General features: G+C 36.9%; 8 protein-coding genes, 1 tRNA gene and 5 pseudogenes. 7 read left to right on the top strand and 7 right to left on the bottom strand.

Going from position 1 to position 25553, the window contains the following annotated elements:
* Window positions 1-1039 (bottom strand): annotated as a pseudogene (locus tag QWU_RS08805) (hypothetical protein); the annotation flags it as partial.
* A 670-nt stretch (window positions 1040-1709) separates the two neighbouring features.
* Between QWU_RS08805 and QWU_RS10070 the strand changes: the two are divergent.
* Window positions 1710-2241 (top strand): annotated as a pseudogene (locus QWU_RS10070) (GTP-binding protein); the annotation flags it as partial.
* Between the two features lie 581 nt (window positions 2242-2822).
* On the opposite strand, the gene QWU_RS00305 reads toward QWU_RS10070, so the two are convergent.
* Window positions 2823-8312 carry an autotransporter outer membrane beta-barrel domain-containing protein gene (locus QWU_RS00305; RefSeq protein WP_017195921.1) on the bottom strand — a complete coding sequence of 1830 codons (5490 nt, stop codon included), beginning with the start codon at window positions 8310-8312 and terminating at the stop codon, window positions 2823-2825.
* 727 nt (window positions 8313-9039) lie between these two features.
* Between QWU_RS00305 and QWU_RS00295 the strand changes: the two are divergent.
* The 3 pseudogenes from QWU_RS00295 to QWU_RS10165 form a co-directional block, all read left to right on the top strand.
* A pseudogene (locus QWU_RS00295) lies at window positions 9040-9692 on the top strand (metallophosphoesterase); the annotation flags it as partial.
* 175 nt (window positions 9693-9867) lie between these two features.
* Window positions 9868-10035, top strand: a pseudogene (locus tag QWU_RS10210) (integrase); the annotation flags it as partial.
* Window positions 10036-10039: 4 nt separating this feature from the next.
* A pseudogene (locus QWU_RS10165) lies at window positions 10040-10525 on the top strand (hypothetical protein); the annotation flags it as partial.
* An 806-nt stretch (window positions 10526-11331) separates the two neighbouring features.
* On the opposite strand, the gene QWU_RS00270 reads toward QWU_RS10165, so the two are convergent.
* From QWU_RS00270 to QWU_RS00250, 5 genes are all read right to left on the bottom strand, one after another.
* A tRNA-Gln gene (locus QWU_RS00270) sits at window positions 11332-11405 on the bottom strand.
* An 87-nt stretch (window positions 11406-11492) separates the two neighbouring features.
* Window positions 11493-12251 (bottom strand): iron ABC transporter ATP-binding protein, encoded by a 759-nt coding sequence (locus tag QWU_RS00265; RefSeq protein ID WP_017195919.1) that lies wholly within the window; start codon window positions 12249-12251, stop codon window positions 11493-11495.
* Window positions 12248-13198 (bottom strand): iron chelate uptake ABC transporter family permease subunit, encoded by a 951-nt coding sequence (locus QWU_RS00260; RefSeq protein WP_006590402.1) that lies wholly within the window; start codon window positions 13196-13198, stop codon window positions 12248-12250. The genes QWU_RS00265 and QWU_RS00260 overlap by 4 nt, the downstream gene beginning before the upstream one ends.
* The gene (locus tag QWU_RS00255) at window positions 13191-14147 is read right to left on the bottom strand and encodes an ABC transporter permease (protein ID WP_006590401.1); all 957 of its coding nucleotides are present in this window, start codon (window positions 14145-14147) and stop codon (window positions 13191-13193) included. Before QWU_RS00255 ends, QWU_RS00260 begins: the two co-directional genes overlap by 8 nt.
* Before the next feature lie 96 nt (window positions 14148-14243).
* A complete protein-coding gene (locus tag QWU_RS00250; protein ID WP_026017256.1) occupies window positions 14244-15179 on the bottom strand; it encodes a siderophore ABC transporter substrate-binding protein in 936 nt (311 codons plus the stop codon).
* A gap of 202 nt (window positions 15180-15381) precedes the next feature.
* On the opposite strand from QWU_RS00250, the gene QWU_RS09870 reads away from it, so the two are divergent.
* The 3 genes from QWU_RS09870 (at window position 15382) to QWU_RS00240 (ending at window position 25005) form a co-directional block, all read left to right on the top strand.
* The gene (locus QWU_RS09870; protein WP_035461962.1) at window positions 15382-17685 is read left to right on the top strand and encodes a hypothetical protein; all 2304 of its coding nucleotides are present in this window, start codon (window positions 15382-15384) and stop codon (window positions 17683-17685) included.
* Window positions 17686-17867: 182 nt separating this feature from the next.
* Entirely contained in the window at window positions 17868-21281 is a 3414-nt protein-coding gene (locus QWU_RS08780) for an autotransporter family protein (RefSeq protein ID WP_245256355.1), read from the top strand.
* 652 nt (window positions 21282-21933) lie between these two features.
* Window positions 21934-25005, top strand: coding sequence for an autotransporter outer membrane beta-barrel domain-containing protein (locus QWU_RS00240; protein ID WP_006590398.1), 3072 nt, complete (start codon window positions 21934-21936; stop codon window positions 25003-25005).
* Window positions 25006-25553: the final 548 nt, after the last annotated feature.

Here is a 25553-nt window from a genome sequence, read left to right as displayed (position 1 = left end):
GTTCCGTCTTTAAACCATCACTCCACTCGCTGTTGAAATAAATCTTGGCATCACCCGTTGCATTGTAAACTGTTGCTTCTGTAGGGACCATATTGTCTCGTGATTTATAAACTTCAGCAGTTCGCCCTACACTCAAGGTTTGATATTGATCCTTTCCCAAAGCAGGTGTTACATTAGCGGATGGTGCATTAAATATGATAGAACTATTATTAAGGTTTAGTACCGAAACAGTAGAAAGCGCTCGTTGTTTAATGTCACTGAGTTCAAAATTGAAGGTGTTGAAGTCAGTATCTACATCCTCTCGACTGACCTTTAAGTACCACTTACTGTTATTACTCAGAGTGAGAGCTGTTGTATTCACTTTTAGTGTTCTTGCTCTTCCTTCTAGAATCGAATTTTCAGCAGTTAATGTAAGAGAGACAGGAAGGGTATCGTCGTCATAATATTTACGTTTTGTTTTATTTCTCAATAAAACATCAGCGCGAATTTCTGAATCTTTGAGGGAAATTTCAGCAACAGATTTTGAACCATAAGGCCCCCGAATACCGACACCATCGTTTACAAAAATTTTGCTCTTGGTAAGACTAATTTTATTAATGACACTTTCACCCTCTTTTACATTATTCTTTGGAGTTTCATAGAGAATGATACCTCCACCCCCACCTTTTTGAACGGTTATGCTCGAATCTTCAATATTGATTATACCGTTCTTAGTTTCTAAACCTTTGTATATTGAATTCGCATTAATTCCTTTAGCGTGAATGTGCCCACCTTTTGATACAGAAAAAGCAGCTGATTCTGTGTGTATTGTTGAGTTTGTAATTGTGGCAATTGCTTTGTCAGTTGCAGATACTCCAGCTTCCTTATTGCGGATAAAAACATTATTAAGAGTCTTTTTTTCTCCCCCATCCAGCTTAAATTCATTAATAATTTCAGGAGTTTGTGTATTTGCATAGGTTGAAGCAAAATGAGAAAAAATGAAAGTTCCAGCAATTGTACATAACAAAAGATTTTTCTTATAAATAGATTTCTTACACATAGATATGCCTTTAGTATTGGTATGCCTTTAATGCTTACTTCATTCCCCTGATGGCGCAAGTACTCTAGCGTTTTTATATCATTATGTTTTTCATGTAAAGAACAAAACGAAATATTATGTGGTGCTCTATGATTTGAAAATTGATATGAGAAAATCTTTTAAAATAATCGTATAACTCAGAGAACATGGATTGTAGAAAAGTTTGCTTGATAAGTCTGTGTATCATAAACGCTATAAAACAGAAATTTTGTAAGAATGTTTGTTGCTTAAAGCTTGCTATTATGGAAATTCTACAGAGTTTTGAAAAAGATATGTTATTACACTTGTAAAAGGAGCTTTTATTAGCTTTCTCTCTCTATATATATAGGATTTGCACATAGAAGAGAAAATAAGTGCGCACCTTGTCAATAAAAGAGCTAAAATGTTTTATATTTTTTATCAATATCGTTAGGTTTGTTCGATGTTATAAAACGATAGGGTTACTTTTTTGAAAATTTCGCATTTATTTTGGAAATGAAGAACTTTATCATATTTGATTTGAGCGAAGTGAACTCTCTCAAGGGATGGTGATGGTGTGGATGAAAATTAATCTCCAGCTTTATCATCTTCTTTTAATTCAGCTCCACGAGTTTTAAAAATATTCACGGCGATGTCTTTAAAATAATAGGGATTATGCATTGCTTTTGCTGATGGTTCGATGCCTCAAACACGTGAACATATTTTGCTAGCGCGTCAGGTTGCTGTCCCAGCGATTGTTGTTTTTCTCAATAAGGTTGATCAGGTTGATGATGCAGAGCTTTTGGAGCTTGTTGAGCTTGAAGTACGTGAGCTTTTGTCAAAATATGATTTCTCAGGAGATGATATACCAATCGTTAAAGGTTCGGCACTGGCAGCTTTTGAAGATAAAGATAAAAGCATTGGTGAAGGCGCGGTTTGTCTTTTGATGAATGAGGTTGATAATTATATACCAACCCCTGAGCGTCTAGTTGATCAGCCATTTTTGATGCCGATTGAGGATGTGTTTTCCATATCGGGCCCGTGGTACAGTTGTTACTGGTCGCGTTGAGCGTGGTGTTATTAAGGTGGGTGAGGAGATTGAAATTATTGGTATTCGTCCCACCTCTAAGACAACAGTTACGGGTGTTGAAATGTTCCGCAAGCTTTTGGATCAAGGTCAAGCGGGTGATAATATTGGTGCATTATACTTTTATTTATCGTGTTTTTAATATCGAAGTAGCCTTCGATAAAATAACTTGTATGTTGTATATTCATAGGCTGTTTTAAAAGAAGTATTTTTTAATGTTTTCGCACTCATTTTTATGCGTGCACCTATGAATGGTATAACGATAAATCCATGAAGTATCATCATCTTTATACTTATTTATGCTTATGAAGATGCAAGCTGGTGCTATCATTACACGTTTCTAATTCCCTAATAATTGCTATAGTTTTTGGAAATCTGTGTTGGGTTATAAAAAGCATTTTACCTCTCTTTTTCACGGTTTTATTTATATGCTAATTCCGCTTATAATGTGCAAGTGGATGGTTTTGATTCATTCAACATCAGATTTGAAATAAGAAAATCTTACAGCATTTGGAGCTCTTAATTCAATATGCAAAATAGTTAATTATGCTTATGAATCAATATATTGTATGTATATAGAAAAAACAATTTAATTAGTATTTTTCCATAATAATATAAATTGTAATAAACTAAAAAGGCAGCACGTTGTGCTGCCTTTTGTTAAGATGAACGGAATATAATAGATTTTATAATCCTGCCTCAGAACTGATAGCGTATTCCACCTGAGAAGCTTGCTCCAGATATACCCGTTTTTTGTAGTTTTTGTTGATAGCTAACATCACCTTGAAGTGAGACGTTTTGCGACAATTGTGCATTGATACCAAATCCACCTTCGAGGGAAGAGCCCATAGGATCAAGTTTATAATCCTTATCAATGTAGATTACTTGATTATTGTTCAAGGTTTTGAGGGCGTTTACTTTTCCATAAAAGGAAACAGCACGTCCGTTTTCAGCACTGACAACAGTTTTGGTTAAACGCCCACCAATACGGATTATCCATTGATGAGGATCGTTCATATCAACAGTAAATTTATCGGCATCTGAAATTGTATCAAACATCAAATGTTGATAAGCAACTTGTGCTTGTGGTTCGAAGGTTAAACCTTCCATTCCAGTTGCAAATTGTTTGCCAATAGTTGTGGAGATGCTCAACATTTTAGCATTTTTCAATTTTGCTGTTGTACCAATGAGGGCATTGGTGATCTCTCCCTTTAGAATCCCATAGGATAACAGCGTATCAAGGTAAAAGCCATTGTCATGCTGTAGGGTGCTATAGGCAGTGAGCGACCATTTATCAATGGTGTTTTTTCCAGCATCTTGCATATCTTTTGGGGTGAAAGAAAGTTGCCCATAGGTTCCGGCAAGACCAAAATGTACTGTAGTATTATGCCCTTCCAGCGCTGTGAAGTTAACACCTCCTTGTAAGGCGGCATAGCGAATATGAGCGCCATACCCATATTCAAGAGCTCCCCGCGCGGATGATAAAGTTCCTGTATTTCCATAGGTGTGTAAGAAGAAACCGTTATTTTGTTCTCTTCCTTGTCTTTTCCCTACGACAGATGTTCTGAGATTGGCTAACAATGCGTTCTGCTCAGTCATATCAGTCAATCCACTATAGAAGAGAGCATTTGGCATGACCAAATAGCTTGCCGTTTGTGGTACAAGTTGTTCTACTATTGGATCAGGACCAAGAAAATTTTTATGTAAGCGGAAATCCCAGAAATTTTCATTTTTTTCATCAAAGAGATTTTGTTCAATATTTGCTTTGCCATGGCTTGATTCTAATCCGTAACCGGTTAGCGTATATTTATAAGGCGAACCACCTCTTGTGGTATAGCCGTGAGCTAATTTGAAAGAATTTTCATCAGCCTTTCCAGAAACTTGTATAAGTGAAAGCCCACTTATGTTCGAAGGATTGGAAGCATTTATGGCACTCTCTTTATCTCCTAAATCGCTTGCAATGTAAACTGTTGTGGAGCCTGAAACATCGCCGTGAATGAGGAGATGATCGGTTTCTTGTTCTGCTATTGGCTTGCCATTAGTCCATTTTGTATTGAAATAAATTTTTGCATCGCCTCTTGCATTATAGACTGCCTTGGTATTTGGATTTCCCGAGCCTATATGCAATGTGTGGTAATGACCTTCTGTTGGTTCTTTAAAAACGATAGAGCTGTCATTGAGGTTGAGAACAGAAATATCAGAACGTGATCTTTGAGCGATATCAAGCAGATTGCCAGCAGCATCTTTTTCTTGTGTGCTGGTTTTCAAGATCCATTGTGCTTGATTTGTCAGATCAAAGCGTACCGTTCTGTCGTTTACAATGTTTGCTTTTCCTTCTAAAATGGAATGATTTGCATTTAATGTGAAGGTACCGGAGGATATCTTCTTCATAGTTTTATCATTCCAGGAATTTTCATTATTCCCAAGAGCTGTGTCCCAAAAAACACCATTGTCTAATAACACATCGGCATGAATTTCTGAATCTTCGAGGTTGGCTGTACCGATTGATAGAGTAGGATTATTTTCAATGCTTTTTTCAACAAGAGCTCCAATGAGAATTCCAGTGCCATTATCAACGTGAATATTGGTCTTAGTCAGATTGATTTCGTTGTTTTCATATGTTTGTGGATCATTTGACCCATTTGCATTCGTTTCCGATAAAGCTACGAGTTCTATGCCTATGTTTTCTGCTTTTACAAAAGTATTTTTTAGGTCAATCTTTCCTTTGCCTACTGCCATTAGTGCAACTTTTTTTACATCTATTTCATTTTTTGTGCCATCCTTCATTTTAATTGAAGCATTATTGCTTGCAAAAAGACCAACATCAAAATTTTTAATAGTTGTCTTACCATTTAATTCAATTTTGCTCTTAGGCTCGAAGGAATTTACAGCACTGGTTATATCTTTACTCTTACCACCGGTTATTGTTAGATCGCCACTCGTGATCTTGCTTCCATCGTCTGCATAAAGGCCTTCATCAACATTTTGAATGATTGTTGTGCCCGTTAAGTTAATTTCACTCTTAGAGTCATTTGTAGTTATACCAGAGCGCTTTGTTTCGGATCCAGAACTGATTGATTCATTACCGATGACTGTTAAATTTTCGCTGGTGATTTTGCCACCATTAGATGCGTAAAGACCGTTTAAAGTATTGTTGATGGTTGTTTTGCCATGCAGTTTAATTTTGCTACCAGAGCCAAGTGCGGTTGCACCAGTTCCCTTCCCATTTGTTGTTAGGGTAATATTTGTGGCATCAATTTGTCCTGTTTTTTCTGCAAACAATGCAATATTGTTACTTTTTGTCGTTACACTTCCTCCTGTTATGGTAATTTTTGAACCTGTTTGCGCATGAACACCATTTTCATGAGATGATGTAACTGTAGTATCGTTTAAAGTAATGCTACTGTCGTTTTGAGCAACTATTGCTGTTGTTTTTGCGTCAAATGATCCTCCAGAGACCTTTATTGTAGATTCATTATCGGCAGATATGGCATTTCTTGCTTGTGTTACGGTTACATTGTTTAAAGTGACTGTACTATCATCTGCCAAGATTCCATTCGTGAGCAGCGTATCATCTTTACCACTCGATGCATCTTTTTTACTGCTTGATATGGTCACATTTTCCAGTTTGTTTTCTGCTTTGTTACTGCCCTGGAAGTTAGCACCAGCGGTGGCAGCTTTAATGGTTCCCCCTGTCATGCTGATGGCACCATTTTCATTTGCAAGGAGTCCGGCGTTCTCAGATGACGTAATGTGAGCATCGTTGGTTAAGGTAATGCTACTGTTGTCGTCAGCAATTATTGTTGCGTTTTTTGTCTCAAATGATCCTCCAGAAACTGTTATTGTAGACTTATCCTCTGCGACTATGGCTTTTTCTGCGTTTGTCACGGTTATATTGTCTAAATCAACTGTACTTTTATTTGCATGGATTCCAGTCGTGAGCAGCGTATCGGCTTTACTGCTTGATATGGTCACATCTTTCAGTTTGTTGTTTTCGCTCTTACTGCCCTGGAAGTCAGCACCAGCGGTGGCAGCTTTAATGGTTCCCCCTGTCATGTTGATTGCACCACCATTTTGCGCGAGAAGTCCGGCGTTCTCAGATGATGTAATGTGAGCATTGTCGGTTAAGGTAATGCTGCTGTCTCCTTTAGAAACTATTGTTGCGTCTTTTGTCTCAAATGATCCTCCAGAAACTGTTATTGTAGAATCATTGTCTACAGATATGGCTTTTCCTGCTTGTGTTACGGTTACATTTTTTAAAGCGACTGTACTATTATCTGCCAAGATTCCAAACGTGAGCAGCGTATCGGCTTTACTGCTTGATATGGTCACATTTTCCAGTTTATTTTTTTCGCTCTTACTGCCCTGGAAGCCAGCACCAGTGAGGGCAGCTTGAATGGTTCCCCCTGTCATGCTGATGGCACCATTTTCATTTGCAAGGAGTCCGGCGTTCTCAGATGAGGTGATTTGAGCATTGTCGGTTAAGGTAATGATACTGTCGCCTTTAGAAACTATTGTTGCGTCTTTTGCGTTAAATGATCCTCCAGAGACTGTTATTGTAGAATCATTGTCTACAGATATGGCGTTTCCTGCTTGTGTTACGGTTACATTTTTTAAAGCGACTGTACTATTATCTGCCAAGATTCCAATCGTGAGCAGCGTATCGGCTTTACTGCTTGATATGGTCACATTTTCTAGTTTATTTTTTTCGCTCTTACTGTTTTTGAAGCCAGCACCAGTGAGGGCAGCTTGAATGGCTCCCCCTGTCATGTTGATGGCGCCACCGTTTTGCGCGAGAAGTCCGTAGTTCTCAGATGACGTAATGTGAGCATTGTCGGTTAAGGTAATGATACTGTTGCCTTCAGAAACTATTGTTGCTTTTTTTGCATTAAATGAACCTCCAGAGACTGTTATTGTAGACTCATTGTCTGCAACTATGGCGTTTCCTGCTTGTGTTACGGTTACATTTTTTAAAGCGACTGTACTATCCTCTGCAAAGATTCCATTCGTGAGCAGCGTATCGGCTTTACTACTTGATATGGTCACATTTTCTAGTTTGTTTTTTTCGCTCTTACTGTTTTTGAAGCCAGCACCAGCGGTGGCAGCTTGAATGGCTCCCCCTGTCATGTTGATGGCGCCACCGTTTTGCGCGAGAAGTCCGTAGTTCTCAGATGAGGTGATTTGAGCATTGTCGGTTAAGGTAATGATACTGTTGCCTTCAGAAACTATTGTTGCTTCTTTTGCATTAAATGAACCTCCAGAGACTGTTATTGTAGACTCATTGTCTGCAACTATGGCGTTTCCTGCTTGCGTCACGGTTACATTTTTTAAAGCGACTGTACTATCCTCTGCCAAGATTCCATTCTCGAGCAGCGTATCGGCTTTACCACTTGATATGGTCACATTTTCTAGTTTGTTTTTTTCGCTCTTACTGTTTTTGAAGTCAGCACCAGCGTGGGCAGCTTGAATGGTTCCCCCTGTCATACTGATGGCGCCACCGTTTTGTGCGAGAAGTCCTGAGTTCTCAGATGAGGTGATGTGAGCATCGTTGGTTAAGGTAATGGTACTGTTGTTGTTAGCAGTTATTGTTGCTTCTTTTGCATTAAATGAACCTCCAGAGACTGTTATTGTAGACTCATTGTCTGCGACTATGGCTTTTCCTGCTTGCGTCACGGTTATATTGTTTAAAGCGACTGTACTGTTGTTTGTATTGATTCCATTCGTGAGAAACGCATCTTTTTTACCACTTGATATGGTTACATTTTCCAGTTTGTTTTCGGAGCTATTACTATTCGAGAAGTGAACACCAATGTCGGAAACCGTAACAGTTCCCCCAGTCATTTGAAGGATAGCATTCTCTTTTGCTTCAAGACCCAAGCGGATATCAGAATCCGTTCCTTGAATGATTGTTTTATCTCCCGTTAATTTAATTGCACTGTCTTTGCCTTCAACGCTTATAACGTAGATATTTGTGTTTGAGCTTGAATTTGTATCTTTATTTCCGGTTACCTTTAGATCAGTTCCGATGATTTGCCCTTCCTTTAGGGCATGAAGAGTCTCATAAGTGGCATCTTTAACCTCTTTTTTCTCTCCAGAAGATTCAAGAGATTCTGCGTGCACATTAAACTGAATATTAAAAAGCACAATAGCTGCTGTTGCTATAGATGACAGAAGGGATTTTTTATACACTTGTACTCTCCTTTTAAAAGCCCCCAATACTTATTTCCCCGCATTCTTTTAAAAGAAGAATAGAAATAGATATTGCTTTTCGTTAATTACTCCTAGCGTTGATAATTTATTTTTCTTTCTCTGTCAAATGTTATCAAAAATAAAATTTTAATTTTCAAAATATATAATTAATTTCATAATGTATTTATAAGTGCAATGAGTATTGTACATTATAATAGTATTTATAGTAGTGTTTGTACTATATTTATAAATTATTATATTTCTGTTATTGCATATGACCTTTTATTGTTCATTGCTTTTGAATTATTTGTTAAGAGCTTTTCGTTGAATGTATTTGGCCTTAATATAAAAGGATTCTTTGTACAAATATAATACCAATCTGCTCGTTGTGCTCGTTGCTTATGTGTTTCTTTATAGGGATATTTGATATTATACCGATATTTTAAAGTTCTTGATAGAACTAGGGGCAGGGAGTATATTTTTGATCAAAATGCGTTGTGTTGATGCAGAGCAAGAAAAATGTATTTTGTGCTGAATTTCAATAAATAAAAAAGCTGAAAACTGAAAGTTTAAAGTGAATGCTGCTTTCAGAACATTGAAATTGTGCGTATATAAATAGTCATTATTTTGCGCTTTTGACATATTCTTGGCTCAAAAATCAAAAAACTGCTTTTAGAAGTTTTTTATGATAAACAAAATACGTAATGTTTTTTATGTTGCTGCGTTTATGAGATATAAAACTGAATATATAGCAATCATTACGATTGTTTTTATTCTTTCTGGCTGTTTTAATATTGGGGCTGAAAAAGCAAAAAAAATGAGAGACTTTATAATACGTTAATGGATTGGTCCATAAAAGAAAAGTCTCTTACAAAAAATTATACCGCCATTATTATGGCTGATTCTCAGCCGTAGCGTTTGAATTCTGGTGATGCTAATGGACTGTCTAACAGGGAGCCGTGGTTAAAAATCAATGAGCAGGTTACCAATGTCATAAAAGCGCAGAATGTTGCTTTCCATATTGTGAATGGTGATTTGACAGAATTTGGTCAGCAGAAAAACTATGATGATTATAAGAATCCCTATAAAAATCTTAGCTCTCCTATCTATGAGGGATTGGGTAACCATGATTATGTGAATAATGTTGGTCTTGGTACTATGCCTGAAGTGTTCAATTTTTATAGGGATGCCTGCGCTGTAAGTGCAGTTTTAAGAATGGTGGTGGAAATCAAAAAATATCGTAGCCAGTTATCTCATTTTAGTGCGGATGTTACTGGAAGTTTTTTTCCTGTTTCGGGTGGGGATATTCATACAATTAAAGGGAGCTTGAGTTATTCTTGGGATTATGAAGATGTTCATTATGTGCAGCTTCATAATTATACAAGAAATTGATTTATAATGATAATTCACTGTTTTGTATGTTGAATGAGAGTCTCGAATAACGTAAGATTCTCTCATTTCAAATCTGTGTATCTTGAATCAATCAAAACCACTCATTTGCGCATAACAAGTGGGATGAGTGTGTGGATAAAAACTGTATAAGAAAGGAGTAAAAATGGTCCTTATGAATCGTCTGAATGCAAGGGCTGTTGCAACATTGGGAGCTGGCTTGCTCCTTCATAAGCGTAAAGATGGGGGTGCTCAATAGATTTACCGTTATACCCTTCACGGGCGCCGTCGTGAAATGGGCTTGGGAGCGTTGCGAGATGTTTTTTTATCCAAGTTGAACAGTGCATTTGAGAGGACAATCTGTGGAAGTACAAATCAGTAAATCTTTGGATTGGCTTAAACAAGATTTAGCTGCTGCTGCAAGAGGTAAAGTGACAATTATTAATTTTCACGATGCTCGTGCTGCTTCTGTGAACGGGCGAAACATTTTTTATTCGTAAACAGAATGCTAAAGATTTGTTAGTATTTAAGTCAATTATTACTTCTCATAATGTTAAAGCAATATTTGTTGCACATACGCGTTATCAAGTCTTATTGCCGTGCAAAAAATGATAAGGTTTTTGGCAATATTCCTGTCTATACAGCTGGTGCACTTTTAAACGGAGATTATTATCTTATAAATGTGAAAGGGAAAAGCATTCACGTTGAAGCCTATAATGAAGAAATAGGAAAACCCCTTATTAATTAAAGATCTTGGCATTATCGGAAAAGATACAGAGTTTTCCCCAAGTTGTAAGAGAAGTGTTGCCTACACTACAATATAAGGGGCAAAGCGTATTGGAGGCACAAATTTGAAAAATCAGTATTTCAAGATTGTACTGCAGTGTCTTAAAAATCAAAATGTTTTGTTTTTTCTTTGTATCTCATGATTCTATGTAATGGGGGTGATGTGCATGTTGAGTCTTTTATATTCTATGATCTACATTAACTGATTTGTATGGAATGTGTTGAGCATTTTCTATTTGCCTTGAGAGAGTATAAAATATGCATTTTAGAAGAGCTTTTTTCATTAATTTCTATATTTCATTTTGCTGAGATATTGGTGTTTTTATTCATCGCAAATATACCTTAAGCTGTGTGTGTTAAAGATATGATTTTCATAATGAAGAGGTTTTTTCTTTTGTAGTTTGTGTGGTTGTTGTTAAGAAATAAGCAAATGGTTTGAAAGAGTGCAGACAACACATAACACATGGTTACAGTTTTATAAATAAATACAACTTTTGATTGAATTAAGGCAAAAATACATCTTTTATGATATGTTGCGTGAATTATAAAAAATATGCCATAAAATTGATAAAAAATTTTCAAACTTCTTTGTAGTTTGATAGTAAATTTTGTACTAAATGTGAAGAGGTGGAATGAGAAAAAGATATGTATTAACTTAATATTTTTATTATATTTTCATAATGAAGTGGGTGTTTTTTCAAATTGGATTTTGACAGTTAAAAATCTAAAAAAGAGTGAAAAATGGCAAAAATCGGAATTTGAGTTAAAAATCAAAGAAGGCTTTGAAAAAATAGATTGCTGCAAAACCTAGTGGCAAGCTAATACACTCAGAGTGTATTGAATTTGGCTGGGGAACCTGGATTCGAACCAAGATTGACGGAGTCAGAGTCCGCTGTTCTACCATTAAACTATTCCCCAATAAGCCAATAGCACCATTTTTAGCAGATTTTAGAGTGCAGGCAAGGATAAAAGAGAAGTTTTGCGATTATTGATGATGAGAAGAATTCATCGATAATAAAAGGCGATAGGAATGTCATCGATTGTTTTGATCTGAATGTCCACATCGTAAATATCTTTAAGAATTTCTGGTTGCATAATTTCTTGTGCTGTTCCACAATATGCTGCTTTGCCATGTTTTAGGGCAACAATCATATCTGAATAAGAAGAAGCAAAATTAATATCATGCATCACAATAAGAATAGTTTTTTTGAGTTCATCGGCAGTACGGCGTAGTTGCTTCATCATGGCAACGGCATGTTTCATATCAAGATTGTTTAAGGGTTCATCTAACAAGAGATAGTCGGTATCTTGACAAATAACCATGGCAATAAAAGCACGTTGGCGCTGTCCACCAGAAAGTTCATCCAAAAAGCAGTCTTTTAAGTCTTGTAAACCGAGATAGTGCAGGGCACTGTCAATAAATTGTTTGTCTTCATGTGTATTCCAGCCTTTTGAGTAGGGGTAGCGCCCGAAACTTACTAAATCGTACACGGTAAGACGAAAAGATAAAGGATTATCTTGACGCAAAATTGAGAGTTTTTGCGCTAAAATAGTGTGAGGAACTTTATCGACATCAAGGTTGTCGATATGGATTGTTCCTTTATGATGCGGCAAAAGACGTCTAATCAACATCAAAAGCGTTGATTTACCAGAACCATTGGGACCAATGAGAGAAATAATTCCTCCTTTTGGGAGCTTAAGGCATAAATTATCGATAATCAATCTAGCTCCATAAGCTTTGGAAAGGTGATTGATCTCAATCATTTTAGTTTTCCCTTCATCAGCAAAGTTAAAAAGACAATACCGCCACAAAATTCAATAATAAAACTTAAACGCCCTACCATATGGAAAATTTGTTCTAAAATGAATTGTCCACCAACCAGACATATAATCGCTAGTAATATCGCAATAGGTACGACAACTGCGTGTTTTGCTTGTGGGGAAAGTTCATAAGCAAGATTGGCAACGAGTAACCCAAAAAAAGTAACAGGTCCTACTAGTGCAGTAGAAATTGAAACAAAAATAGAAACAAAAATCAGAATAGCTGTAGCGCTTTTGCGATAATCTACCCCTAGATTAAGCGCGTTTTCGCGTCCCAGGGCAAGAATATCAAGTAGATAACGTAAGCGCCAAGCAATTAGACTCACGACGAAAACAGTAATTGTAGCAAAGCTTACGAGTGACGTGTTGAATTTATTAAAATTTGCGAACATGATATCCGTTAAATTCATCATTTGATCTGGGTTGAGTTGCAATTGCATAAACATGCGTAAGCTGAAAAAAAATCCCCCCAAAATAATACCAATCAAGAGTGTTACATGAAGTCCTTTTAGGGTTCCTGAAAAGAGCCAGCGAAAAAGGCTTATGGAAAAGAAAATGAGAATAAGAGCTTCAAGAACTAACTGCCCTTCTTCATTTAACAGGGGCAATGAAAGGGAACCAAAAAAATACATTATGGTAGTTTTTATGAAAATATAAAGCTGATCAAATCCCATAAGTGAAGGGGTGAGGAGGCGATTATTGACAATTGTTTGAAAAAAAATAGTAGCAACCGTAATCGTATAGGCAATGAGAAGAAGAGAAATAAGTTTTGTGAGTCGAAATGTCCACGTATAGATGTTGATATTCCATGTCATGTAAAGACTGATGAAGCTACATGCCATTACGATAAGTGTTGTCAGTACAAGTGTTGTTGCTTTTTTTCTATCCAAGACGCTTTCTCCAGCGCAACAGTAGTATCATAAAAATAAAACTGCCGATAATACCCATTGTTGTGCTGATGGGAATTTCAAGGGACGGGTGCATGATTCGTCCTAAAAGATCACAGATCAAGACAAGTCCTGCACCGCTGATTGCTACCCAAGGAGCCGTGTAGCGCATATTATCTCCCATGAAATTTGAAACAAGGTTTGGAATAATCAGTCCTACAAAAGGAATTCGGCCGACTGTACAAACAACAACGGCAGTGATTGATGCGATAATAAAAAGACCAAAGAGCATCATAGTACGATAATTTAGTCCAAGGTTATTGGTTAAATCTTCTCCAAGACCTGCTACGGTAAAACGGTCAGCAGTCAAATAGGCAAGAATACAGAGAGGAAGAGAAAGCCATAAAAGTTCATATTTTCCCTCAAGAATCATCGCAAAACTGCCAAATAAATAGCTTTGTAGAGAGGGAAGCAACATTTCATAATCAGCAATGGCATTGGTTAAGGAACCGATAACATAGCCTAGCATAATTCCTATAAGGGGTACAATGAGGCCAGATTTTAAAGGAATTTTACGCAGTAAAAACATAAAGAGTAGTGTGCCAGACATGGCAAAAATCGCTGCAACTACCATTTTTCCTAAAACAGGAATATTGGGCAGGAAAATCATGACAAAAACAATACCAAGGGAGGCTGATTCAACGGTTCCTGTGGTGGATGGCTCGACAAAATGGTTGCGCGCAAGCAATTGCATAATCATACCTGAGAGTGCAAGGGCCGCACCTACCAAAAGCACCGCAATCGTACGAGGAAGGCGCGTTTGCCAAAAAATAAGCCATGCATAGGGATTGTTTGATAAGAGGTCAGAAGGTTTTATATCAGAATAACCAACAAAAATGCTGAGAATAGAGAGCAAAACAAGAATTGTTATGGTTATCCAATAATTTTTCACGTTAAGTTATTTTCCAACAGAAAAAAGCGAAGGTTATTGATAAACAACCCTCGCTTTTAAATTTTATTTTTACAACAAGCAAGCTGTTTCGTGTGCTTATTTGCTTTTTGTAAAGGCTTCATTGATTTGTTGTGCTGCTTCGTTAAGCCCTGTTAAACCACCAGCTGCACGATACCAACTCCAAGAATCTAAATAAATAATCTGCTTTTTTTGGCCGGCCGTTGTGCGGTGAACAAGCTCATTGTTAAGTAGTTGTGCAGCAGATTGTCCTTCCCGTCCGATTGCTGCATCCCGATCAATAACCAATAACCAATCAGGATTGGTTTCGAGAATGAATTCAGGAGAAATGAGCTGCCCATGTTTTTGTACTGTGAGTTTATCGGTTGCGGGAGCAATACCAAAGGCGGAATGGAGAATATCAAACCGCGATTTTGAACCCAAAGCACTGATTTTGCCACCAGAAGTCATCAGTACAAGCCCTGTGCCTTTCCCTTGGGTGTTTTCACGGACTTTTGCTAAATTTTCCTTAAGTACTGTAATCTCTGCTTCAGCTTCTTTTTCTTTGCCAAAAATTTTCCCAAGGATAGACACATTTCGTTCGATATCCGCAAGAGAATTTTCATTTCCTACAGTTAGATCAATAGTTGGAGCAATTTTGGATAAATCTTTATATTTAGCTTGAGTTCTTGAGGAAATAATAATTAGATCAGGCTGAAGAGTGGCAATTTTTTCATAATCAGGTTCAAAAAGGGTACCAATTTTTTCATATTGTGCATCATTAAACTGCTGCAAATATGAAGGCTTTTTCCCTTCAGGAATACCGATAACGGCTTTGATCCCAAGTCGATTCATATTATCAAGTGAGGCAATATCAAACACAATAACTTTTTGTGGAGCAGTGGGAACAGAAGTTGTGCCTGAAACATGATCAATAGTTATATTTTCTTTAACATCTATACCTGCCCATGAATAAGTTGTAAAACTTATTGCGATTAGCAGAACAGAAGTTACCCATTTTAGATATTTTATCATCATCATTTTATCCTTTTATTTTATAAAATATTAAGGGTTTACGTACTTAAAAACTTATATTTAGACATTTTTGTGTACAAAGCGATATTATAATAAATTACACTATGTTGTAAAATAGACTAATGTATGTTACAGAACGTGTACTTATCTCATTTTCACTTAATTCTAGTGTTTTTGCAACATTATTTAGAAAGTTTGACATATGACCAATGTATTTAAAAAGCGTACACGTTTGTGCGCACTGACGACAAGTGCTCTCTTCTTTTTACAAGCTGTTAATGTTTCTGTGGGGGCACAGGTACGTAATGATATTCAGGGTAATGATATTCAGGGTAATGATATTCAGGGTAATGATATTCAGGGTAGTGGTATTCGGGGTAATGATATTCGGGGTAGTGGTATTCGGGGTAATGGTATCCAAGATAATAGTATTCAAGATAATAGTATTCAAGATAATGGTATTCGAGATAATGGTATTCGAGATAATGGTATTAATAGCATTCCTTCCGGTGGTGCTCCTAGGGCGGAGTCCGTCAGTAAGTGTAAGATAGGTACTGCTCAAGATAATCATCATAGTAATTATAATCTTGAGCATAAACCTATTGTCTGCAGTGGTGGAGTGTACACTGCAAAAAACAGTAAAATTGAAGTAACAAAATATAGTGAAAATCCCATATCTACAAAAGGAAAAGCAGGGGAAGACTATAGGAGGACGGATATTAAACTACAGAAAATGTATTTGTGGGGAGTCCGTCCTTCTAATGATAGCGGTTTTGAGTCTCCTATCCAACGTCTTTTGGGAAGTGGTGATGAAAACAAGGGGTCCGGTGAAGCAGCAGGAAAGGGGAGTGCTGTATTTGTGACAAAAGCAGGTTCAAGGGTTAGATTAGACGAATCAAATATTAAGACTTTTGCTGTCGGACTTCATGCTGAACAAGGTGGATGGATTACCATGAAGGGGGGAAAAATCAGAAATGTTGATATTGGTGCTTTTGCTGATAGTTTTTCGTCTATTTTTTTGGGTCATGTTGAAGTTGATGTAAGTTACTATAATAATACTAGTGAGGATGATACCACTAAAATTGGTTTATTTGCTGATAACCATTCCGGTATTATGATGAAGTCTGGGTCAATTATTTTTCCCAAAATGGGTGGAATAGGAGTTGTGTCGAGAGATGGATCTGCTATTAATTTAGACAAAGTTAAAATTAAATCTAAACCTGGTGGTAATGGGACAAGTAATACAGGGAGTTTTGTCTTCTTGTCAGATACAAAAGGTTTTATTTCCTTTGATAATGGGAAATTAGATATTTCTAATGTTCCTCTTTTCTGGATTCGTGATGAAGTTTCTAGTGTTTCCAAGAATAATATTAACTCGTTAGCTGGTGTTCCGATACCAGAACCTAGTAATGAAATACCTCCTATCCCTAATTCAAATACTGATTTCCACGTTTCAGGTGGTATTCCCTTTGTTGATAATGTTTCTCTTTTTCATGAGGAGAATGGAGCGCATTCCCTTGATAAAGTTATTGAAGCTCATGAAACTTATGGAGCTTATGGAGCTTATCAAGCTAAAAATGAAGCTTTTGATGATGTTGTCTCCACTATAAAAGCTATTACAGAGGGGGATAGTTTCTTTAGTAAAGATTCTTTAGGGGTTAGTGCTAGTATTAGATCTTCAAGGATTCGTTTGACGGGAGATACTTATGGTATCCACTTTAGTAAGAAGCAAGAAGAGGAAGAAGAAAGTAGAGGAAATGTAGGAAAAAAAGCCAATTTGCGTGCGGTTCTTTTAAAGAAATCCTCTTTTAAAGTTCCAGATGGTGTGGCAGTTTTGGGTCTTGATTTAAATGGTTCTGTTATCTTAAAAGACGAATCTGTTCTTTCTGGAAGAGTACTATTGGAAGCTGAATCTTCTTCTAATATGTCGATTTTTGCTTATAACTCTTTAATTGGTGGTCCTGCTCGTGTTGATGAAAGTTCTAATGCAAAGATTTTTTTACAGGGATCGGAATGGCATTTAATAAAAGATAAAAATCAGAGGCTTGATGGCTCTAAATGTTTAGATTCATGTATTTCGTCTATAACACTTAGAAATAGTAATATTCGGTTTATGTCTTTGGGATCTGGAAACAATGCAGCCTCTCAAGGTGGAGATCAAGCAGACCAAGCAAAGCAAGTAAACGGTGGAGATCAAGCAAAGCAAGTAAAGCAAGTAAAGCAAGTAAACCAAGGTTATCAAATACTTCGTATAGGGAAAGGGGATGGTGTAGTTTTTAGCACTAAGGGTGATGCTAAAGTTCATTTCAATGCGAATTTGATGCCTAGCGAAGCGGAGAATTCTCAAATATCCGATAGGTTATTAATTCATGGTGATGTTGATGGGAAAACAAAAGTGTCTGTACATGACACTTCAAATAGTAATGAAAAAAAGAACAGGATACACTTTATAGCACATCACTTATTCAAGTTTTTGGAGAGGCAAAAAGCGACAGTTTTACTTTAGAAGGTGGTTATATTACACGAGAAGGGACGCCTTATAAGTATGTTCTTCGTGGTTATGGTCCGTCTATCCCTGCAAAAATGAATTATTTTGATAAGACATTGGTGAGGAATAGTGGAGATGTTTGGGATTTTCGTTTAGAAAGCCAAAATATACCCTATGAGGATAACGGACATTTTTTATATGTGTCTAAAGCTCGTGCGCTTACCATTCCAGTGTCTGAAGAAACTGAAGAAACCGAAGAAACCGAAGAAAGTGAGCCTTCTGTAACATTAGTTCCTTCTTTTGAATCCCCTGAAGAGGATAGTGAAAATTCTGAAACTACAGAATCTCTTACCGTAACAGGTACTGGAGCAGTATTGGATAGGCAAGGATATGATGTAGTAGATGAAGAGGGTAATACAATAATATCTGATAGTGATTCTAATGAAATTGATATTGTAACAATTCCATCTACTGGAATTCCATCTGGTCCGTCTATCGTAACTGTTACACCTACTTCATCTAATGAAGGTTCTAAATCTAATGAAGGTTCTAAATCTAATGAAGGTTCTAAAAATGTAGAATCCACGGTGTCTAAACAGAAAGAATCTTCAGCAGTAGGACGTCTTTTGCCTGGTTCTGGAAATTCTCAATTACCTCAGAATGTTACTTTTACAGTACCGAATGAACCTGTAGCTATAGTTTCATTGAAGTCTACTGCCTCTACAAAGCCTACAAAGCCTTTGACTTCTGAGGGGCTTAGTACAGGTAAAAAAGATGGTTCTAATTGTAGTATTTCGAATGGAAATGGTGATAAGAAATCGCTAGTTTCTTATTCATGCGATAATGGTAAATCATATACGGTTAAAGGAGTTACACTGACAGCGAGTAATCAAGCTCAGCATTCTATGTATGCAAAAAGTCAGGATACGGTCATTAACCTAGAAGGTGCTACAATTAGCGGAGCAGGTTCTTCTGGTAATGAAAATGATGTTGATTTTACTGGATCTCAGTTTGCGAGTGCTGTGCTTGCAGAAGAAGGTGCGAAAGTTATTCTAGATAAGAAATCAAACATTACATCTTCTGTGATTGGGTTGGAAGCGCAAAAAGGTGGGGAGGTGAAAATGATTGAAGGAATGGTCAATGCTCGTTATGTGGGAGCTTTGGCTGGCACTGGAGCATCTGTTAATTTAAGTAATACGAAAATTAATATGGTAGGGGGAGGGGTTGCCGCTGGCTTAGCGAGTAAAGGCGGTGAGATAACTATGGATTCTGGGACAATTTCTCTGAAAAATGGGATAGCAGTTCGGGCAGAAACAGGGGCGCATATTAAATTAGATAAGGTTGTCATTACGGCTAAAAAAGGTACAGGAGAGTCGAATTCTATAGATAGGTTTGGACGTGCTGCTATTTTGGTGAGTGATAATGCTTCTGTTGAGTTTGCAAATGGTAATGTTGTCACTGATGCCAATGCTTTGTGGGTTAAAGGAACGAGTAATGTTGTTGAAACCGGTTCTTCTAGGAAAAAGAGATCTTCTGATATTCTTCCTGCTATGAATTATGCTAAACCTTCTATGAATTATGCTAAAATTGAATCTTCAACTGTTAGGGTGGAAGGTGATAAATCCTATGGTATATATTTTGATGGGAGAGAGCAACAAGAGGTTGGTCAACAGAATAAAAATAAGGTTCCAGTGAAGGTTGTTGCCAAGTCGACTGAAAGAGGACATTCTGCTGAGAAAGCCGATGTTGTTAAGCGAAGTGCTAAATCTTTACAAGAAAGAACACCTATAGATATAACAACGGGTATGGTTTCATTGAAAAAAACTGATTTCGAAGTTATAAAGAGTGTTGCTATTTATGGAAATCATTCTAGTGGAGGTGTTTCCTTAGAAAATAAAACAAAACTTTCTGGTGACTTATTGTTGAGAGCTGAGAATAATTCTAATATATCGCTTTCGGTTAATGACTCGGTTATTGTAGGAGGTTCAAGTATTGAAAAAAATTCTTATGTCAATTTAGATCTGACTAATGGATCAGAGTGGTTTATAAAAAGAGGTGAACATAAGAATTGGGGTACTACAGATTCAGAGTGTGTAGATTCTTGTGCTTCCTCTGTACGTCTTGTAGATAGTGCTATTGAGTTTGTTGCTCCAGAATCTGGAAATCTGTATCAGACTCTCCGTATTGGAAATGGGAGCGGCAAGGTTTATGAGGTTCACGGTAACGTTTCAATACGTCTCAATGCGCGTTTAAACCCTAGTGATCGGAGTGAAGAGCAAGTAACTGATAGGGTTGTAATTCATGGTGATGTTTCTGGAAAAACAAAAATACATGTACAAGGAGTTTCCGGTGATGTAGGAGAAAAAGGTAGGAGTGATAAAAGGATTCCTCATAGTGTTCCAGTTATTCAGGTTTATGGAAAGGCAGAAAAAGATTCTTTCTTGCTGAATGGTGGTTATGTTGCACTGTTGAATTCACCTTACAAATATGCTCTTCGTTCTTATAGCCCAAAAGAAACTTCGAAACAGGAGCATGTTCAGCAAAAATTTGTTAAGGATGGAGGAGAATTCTGGAACTTTCGTTTAGAAAATCAGTATGTTAAACCTACCACTCCTATGGTTGGATTTGTTCTTTCTGAAAGATTTGTCAGATCTGTTGTTCCACAAGTTCCAACTTATCTACTCTTGCCTAATAGCATATTCCATGCTGGTTTGATGGATATCAGCAATCAAAACAAGCAGTTGGAAACACTGCGAGTTAGGTTTAATGGAATGTTAGAAGGTCGCCAAAGTCCTGCGTTATATTTGCGTGGCTATGGTGGAAATTACCGTTACACTTCAGATTTGTCTGCACTTGAATATGGTTACAAAGGTGACCTTGATTATAATGGTGTAGAGGCAGGGCTTTTATTACAAACAATTGAAAATGTTGATAATACTGTGTCCTTTGGAGTTATGGGATCTTATGGAAAACTTTCGTTACAGCCTTTGAATGTTGAACAAAGTCAAGAAAGTGCGTTTGATAAATGGACTGCTACGGCATATGGTAGTATGCAGCATGATGCTGGATTCTATATAGATGGTCTTGTGTCTTATGGTTTGTTTAAAGGTGATGTTCTTACCCTTGCACGAGGTAAGACAGCCACATTAAAAGGCAATCCTTTAAGTGTTTCTTTGACTGGTGGCCAGACAATTGCAACAGGATATGAAGGTTTTGTATTTGATCCGCAAGTTCAGGTTATTTATCAACATCTGCAGTTTGATAAAGCCCATGATATTGATGGTTTTGATATTGAAATGGGAAAACTTGATCAGTGGGTAGCACGTGTTGGTGGACGTTTGAGTAAGACTCCTAAGAACTCTGAAGCAGTGAATGTTGTTACATTTTATAGTAAGCTTTATCTTGCCCATGGTTTTGGAGGCAAAAAAGCTGTGTATTTCAAAGATGCTTTCCAGTTAGGTGCTTTTGGTTCTTCTTTAGAGGCTGGTTTAGGCTTTAATGCCAAATTGTCTGCACAGTTTTCTCTTCATGGGGATCTTGTCTATCAGCATAAACTCAATAAGGCTGGTTTTTCTGGAACAAGTTTTTCTGGAGGAGTCCGTTATCAGTTTTAAGATAATTTATAGTACGGACATTTTAGACAAAGGCAGCACTGTGTGCTGCCTTTTTTCTTTTTGTGTTGTTTTCTTTTGAGAGGAACGAAAAAGCCATAATTGGTTTCACATATGAGAGCATCTTTATGGTGAAGCGAACTTTCTTAAAATTTTGCGTATCATGATATGATACGGTCACTCATTCTAAGACTCTTTGATAGTTTTCGTGCTTAGTATTAGTGTACAGTATGCTTTTCTATATACATCTGATTTATCTGCTGTGCCCCTTTGTATTTTCTAAATTTTTCGCTTTTAGAATTTTTATTGGTTTTCATAGCCCTTTTTATGCATATTTTTGTCAAATTTCTAAAATTCACAATGATAGATTGATTATCCTGTTAATTACACTCTATAGTTTTATTTTTTCTTTACACGAAATACAGAATGCATTATACACGTATAGATTGCGTATAATGATTGTTCTCTTATAGGTAGTTGTTGTCTTCCGTGTAGACCTTCAGCCAAACTTATTGGAGCAATTCATTACACAGTTCAAATAAGCGGTAGATCCGTTCTTTTGGTTACACCTTTTTGTGTTTTGAGGTGCTCGTCGGCATGTTTTTATCAGTGCTTTTGTTTTCAATGAGAGGGGAAAGAAAGTTTCGAGGGAACTATGATTAAAATATTTAGAAATCGTATGTGTTTATATACTGTCACAACAGCTGTCTTTTCTTTATTACAAAATGGAGTAGCAGTTGGTGCAAATTCAGAGAAATATACTATCAAAGTTATTCCTATAGTGCCTTCTTATCTAGATGGCTCTCCTGTTATATCTCCTGGGTCGAGTGGAACTATAAATCTCGCTTCTGCTATTTCCCCTCTTAGTGGGAATAATAACTCTAAGCCTCTTAGTGGGAATAACTCTAAGCCTCTTAGTGGGATAGGTGGGGATAAGGATGGTAGCTATACTTATAAGTATGATACCGCTAAGAATCAGGTGACGCTATATGATGGTACATATTATATATGCAATGATTGCGGAAACGGTCAAATTGATAATAAATCTTATAATTCTACCAATAATTCTACCAACGAATGGGAACCTACTAGCTTTACTGCTATAACGGTGAAGGGAATAGGTACAGAAGTTAAGGGTAAGGATGTAACGGTTAGTGGTAATGTTTCTGATGAAAATTTTCTAATTGGTATGCATGCATCAGAGAATGGCAAGATCGTTTTGGAAGCTCCGACTGTCAAAGGTACAACTATAGCTCTTCGTGCGACTAATGGAGTGATTGAGGTAAAGAATGGGAAGATTGAAGAAAATCATGAGGGTGTTGATGCAGCAGAGAGTTCGTTTGTTCTTTTAGAAGATACAGATATTAAAACTGCTAATGGGAATGCAAGTCTTTTAAGTTATGATCGTTCAGAGATTTGGATGTCTGGTGGATCCATTGATTTTATGAACAGCCATGGGATTTCTTCGAGGCTAGGTGGAAAGATAAATCTCGAGAATGTTAAAATTACTGGGAAGGGTAAAGAAAAAAATTCGGGTAATCATGCAGTTGTACATACGGACTTAGAGGGGGATGTGAATTTAAAGGGTACTACTATTAGTGCTACGGATATCCATGGCATATTATTAGAAAATGCAGTCAATATCTCCAATTCTATTCCTTTTCAGAAAGTTAAAGATTTATCGGATGAGGATTCCGAGTCGAAAGTTTCTGTAACTGAAGTTAATATTAAATCTTCTTCTGTTAATGTAAATGGTCATGGATCTTACGGTATCTATTTTAAAGGAAATAAGCCGTTGACAGAATCTAATCTTCACGAAGAAGATTCATCAGAAGAAGACAAAAAACGCTCTAGAATGGAATTTGTTGATTTGAATAAGACAAAATTTTCTGTTGAAGATAATGCTATTCAAAGCACTAACATCATTAAAGGTATTGTTAGTTTAACAGAAAGTACGTTGAGTTCAAAGAATTTATTCTTAAAAGCTGAGAAGGGGGCTTCTTTAACAGTTTTGGCTACGCATTCTACCCTTGAGGGGGGAGCTCATATTGATGACATTTCTACTGCTAAACTTTATTTGGGCGATAATTCTGAATGGATTTTAAGAAAATCAGGAGAGAGAGAACAGAGTGGATTGAGTTTGATAAATGATTCATCTGTTTCACACGTTACTCTTATGAATGAGAGTTCTATTAAGTTTACAAAATTAAAGCCTGCAGCTGATCAGAGCTACAGTTATCAAAAACTTAGCATTGGAAATGGCATTGGTGTTGCTTATAAGGCGCAAGATGGTGCGCATATTTATTTTAATACATATCTGAATGAGGGAGGGCCCCTTGATAAACAACAGACAGATCGTGTTTTAATTCATGGTGATGTTGAGGGAAAAACTATGGTTCATGTGCGTGCTGTTTCAGGAAGTCCAGGAGGAGTTACGGGTAGTGGTGGAAATAACCAAGGAATTTCAATTATTCAGGTCTCTGGTAAGGCAGAGAAGGATTCTTTTCAGTTAGACGGTGGTTATGTCGCGTTAGATAATGCACCTTATCAGTATCGACTTTATGCTTATGGTCCAAGTTCTGAATTAGGGCAGGGGGAAGCTTCTCAAAGACAAGTTAAAGGTGAAGGGGATTTTTGGGATTTTCGTCTTGAAAATGGATATGTTAAGCCTGAGCCTGAGCCTGAGCCAAAGCCGGCTCCTGATCCATTACCGGGGCCCACACCTTCTCCAGAACCAGAGCCTCTTCCTAAGCCGGGTGTTAAGGCTGTTGTTCCACAAGTTCCAACTTATTTGCTTTTGCCAAATGCTTTGTTCCATACAGATTTGATTAATATTGATAATAAAAACAAGTGGTTGGAGTCATTACGCGTTGTTTCCGGTGGGATGTTAGAAATGCGTGAAACCCCCGCTTTCTTTATGCGTGGTTATGGTGGTAATCACCGTTATACGTCAAATCTTTCTATGCTTGAATATGGGTATGGAGGTGAACTTGACTATAATGCCATTGATGCAGGTGTTTTGCTACAAAAGATTGAAAATATATATGGTTCTAGTTCTTTTGGAGTGATAGGATCTTATGAAAGGCTTTCTTTACAGCCTCTAAACGTTGAACAGAGTCGAAAAAGTACTTTTGATAAATGGGTCGTTACGGCGTATGGTGGTATGCAGTGGGATGCGGGTTTTTATGTTGATGGCCTTTTATCTTATGGTTTGTTTAAAGGTGATGTTCTCACTCTTGCGCGGGATAAGACAGCAACGTTAAAAGGGAATTCTCTAAGCGCTTCATTGACTTCTGGTAAGCCGTTTATGATAGGCGATGAAGGTCTTATTTTGGATCCCCAAATTCAGGTCGTTTACCAGCGTCTCCAATTTAATAAGGCCCATGATATAGATGATTTTGATATTGAGATAGGAAATATTGATCAGTGGGTAACACGTGTTGGTGGACGTTTAACAAAGATGCTTACTGTAGGAGAAGAAGCGCGTGTCATTTCTTTTTACGGAAAGGTGCATGTCGCACATGGTTTTGGAGGGAAACAATTTGCGCATTTTAAAGATGCTTTTCAATTGGGCGCTTTTGGTTCTGCACTAGAGACGGGATTAGGTTTTAATGCTCAATTGTCTCCGAAATTTGTACTTCATGGTGATCTGGTTTATCAGCACAAGCTAACGAAAGCTGGTTTTTCTGGTACTAGTTTTTCTGGTGGACTGCGTTATAATTTCTAGTTTTATTAGTTTTTAGCTAATCCTTTAAAAAGTCACAAGCATAGCTTGTGACTTTATCATTTTGAACTCTTACCTTTTTAAGGAATAGGTATTTTTCGTGTTTTAAATGCGTTTTTGTGTTCAATAATTAATCGTTGAAATTGTCACATTTCTCTTTTTAATCTTTTTTGAATAAATACAACAAAATCAAATGCTTGTATATTATAAATGGAATGGACATATGGATAAAAATCATTTTATAAAAGGCTAAAGATATCTCTTAAAACCGTTGCAAAGCAAGGTATTTGTAAACATTTTGAGTTAGAAAATTAAATGGTAATGCTGTTTGTATTTTTTAGTATGAAAATGGTATTGTTTAATTCATTTTATATTATAGATCGGTGATGTTGCGAGATGAAATTGAGAAAAATGATAGATCCTTTAAAAAAGTGCGCAAATGCACGGCACAATGCTTTGCTGTTTTTGTGAGGGATATAATTCTATTTCAGAAAAAGCAGTAAGGAAAATAAGAGAAAATGCGTTGTTACTCTTTGAATAGAGCGAATAGG

It is taken from the genome of Bartonella birtlesii IBS 325, from assembly GCF_000273375.1.
Lineage (GTDB): Bacteria > Pseudomonadota > Alphaproteobacteria > Rhizobiales > Rhizobiaceae > Bartonella > Bartonella birtlesii.
This window is presented reverse-complemented; position numbering and strand designations above follow the sequence as displayed.

Bases quoted from the DNA above. Each gene is read 5' to 3' on its own strand.
- QWU_RS00240 (WP_006590398.1), top strand. From the start codon at position 21,934: ATGATTAAAATATTTAGAAATCGTATGTGTTTATATACTGTCACAACA.
- QWU_RS00250 (WP_026017256.1), bottom strand. From the start codon at position 15,179: ATGATAAAATATCTAAAATGGGTAACTTCTGTTCTGCTAATCGCAATA.
- QWU_RS00265 (WP_017195919.1), bottom strand. From the start codon at position 12,251: ATGATTGAGATCAATCACCTTTCCAAAGCTTATGGAGCTAGATTGATT.
- QWU_RS09870 (WP_035461962.1), top strand. From the start codon at position 15,382: ATGACCAATGTATTTAAAAAGCGTACACGTTTGTGCGCACTGACGACA.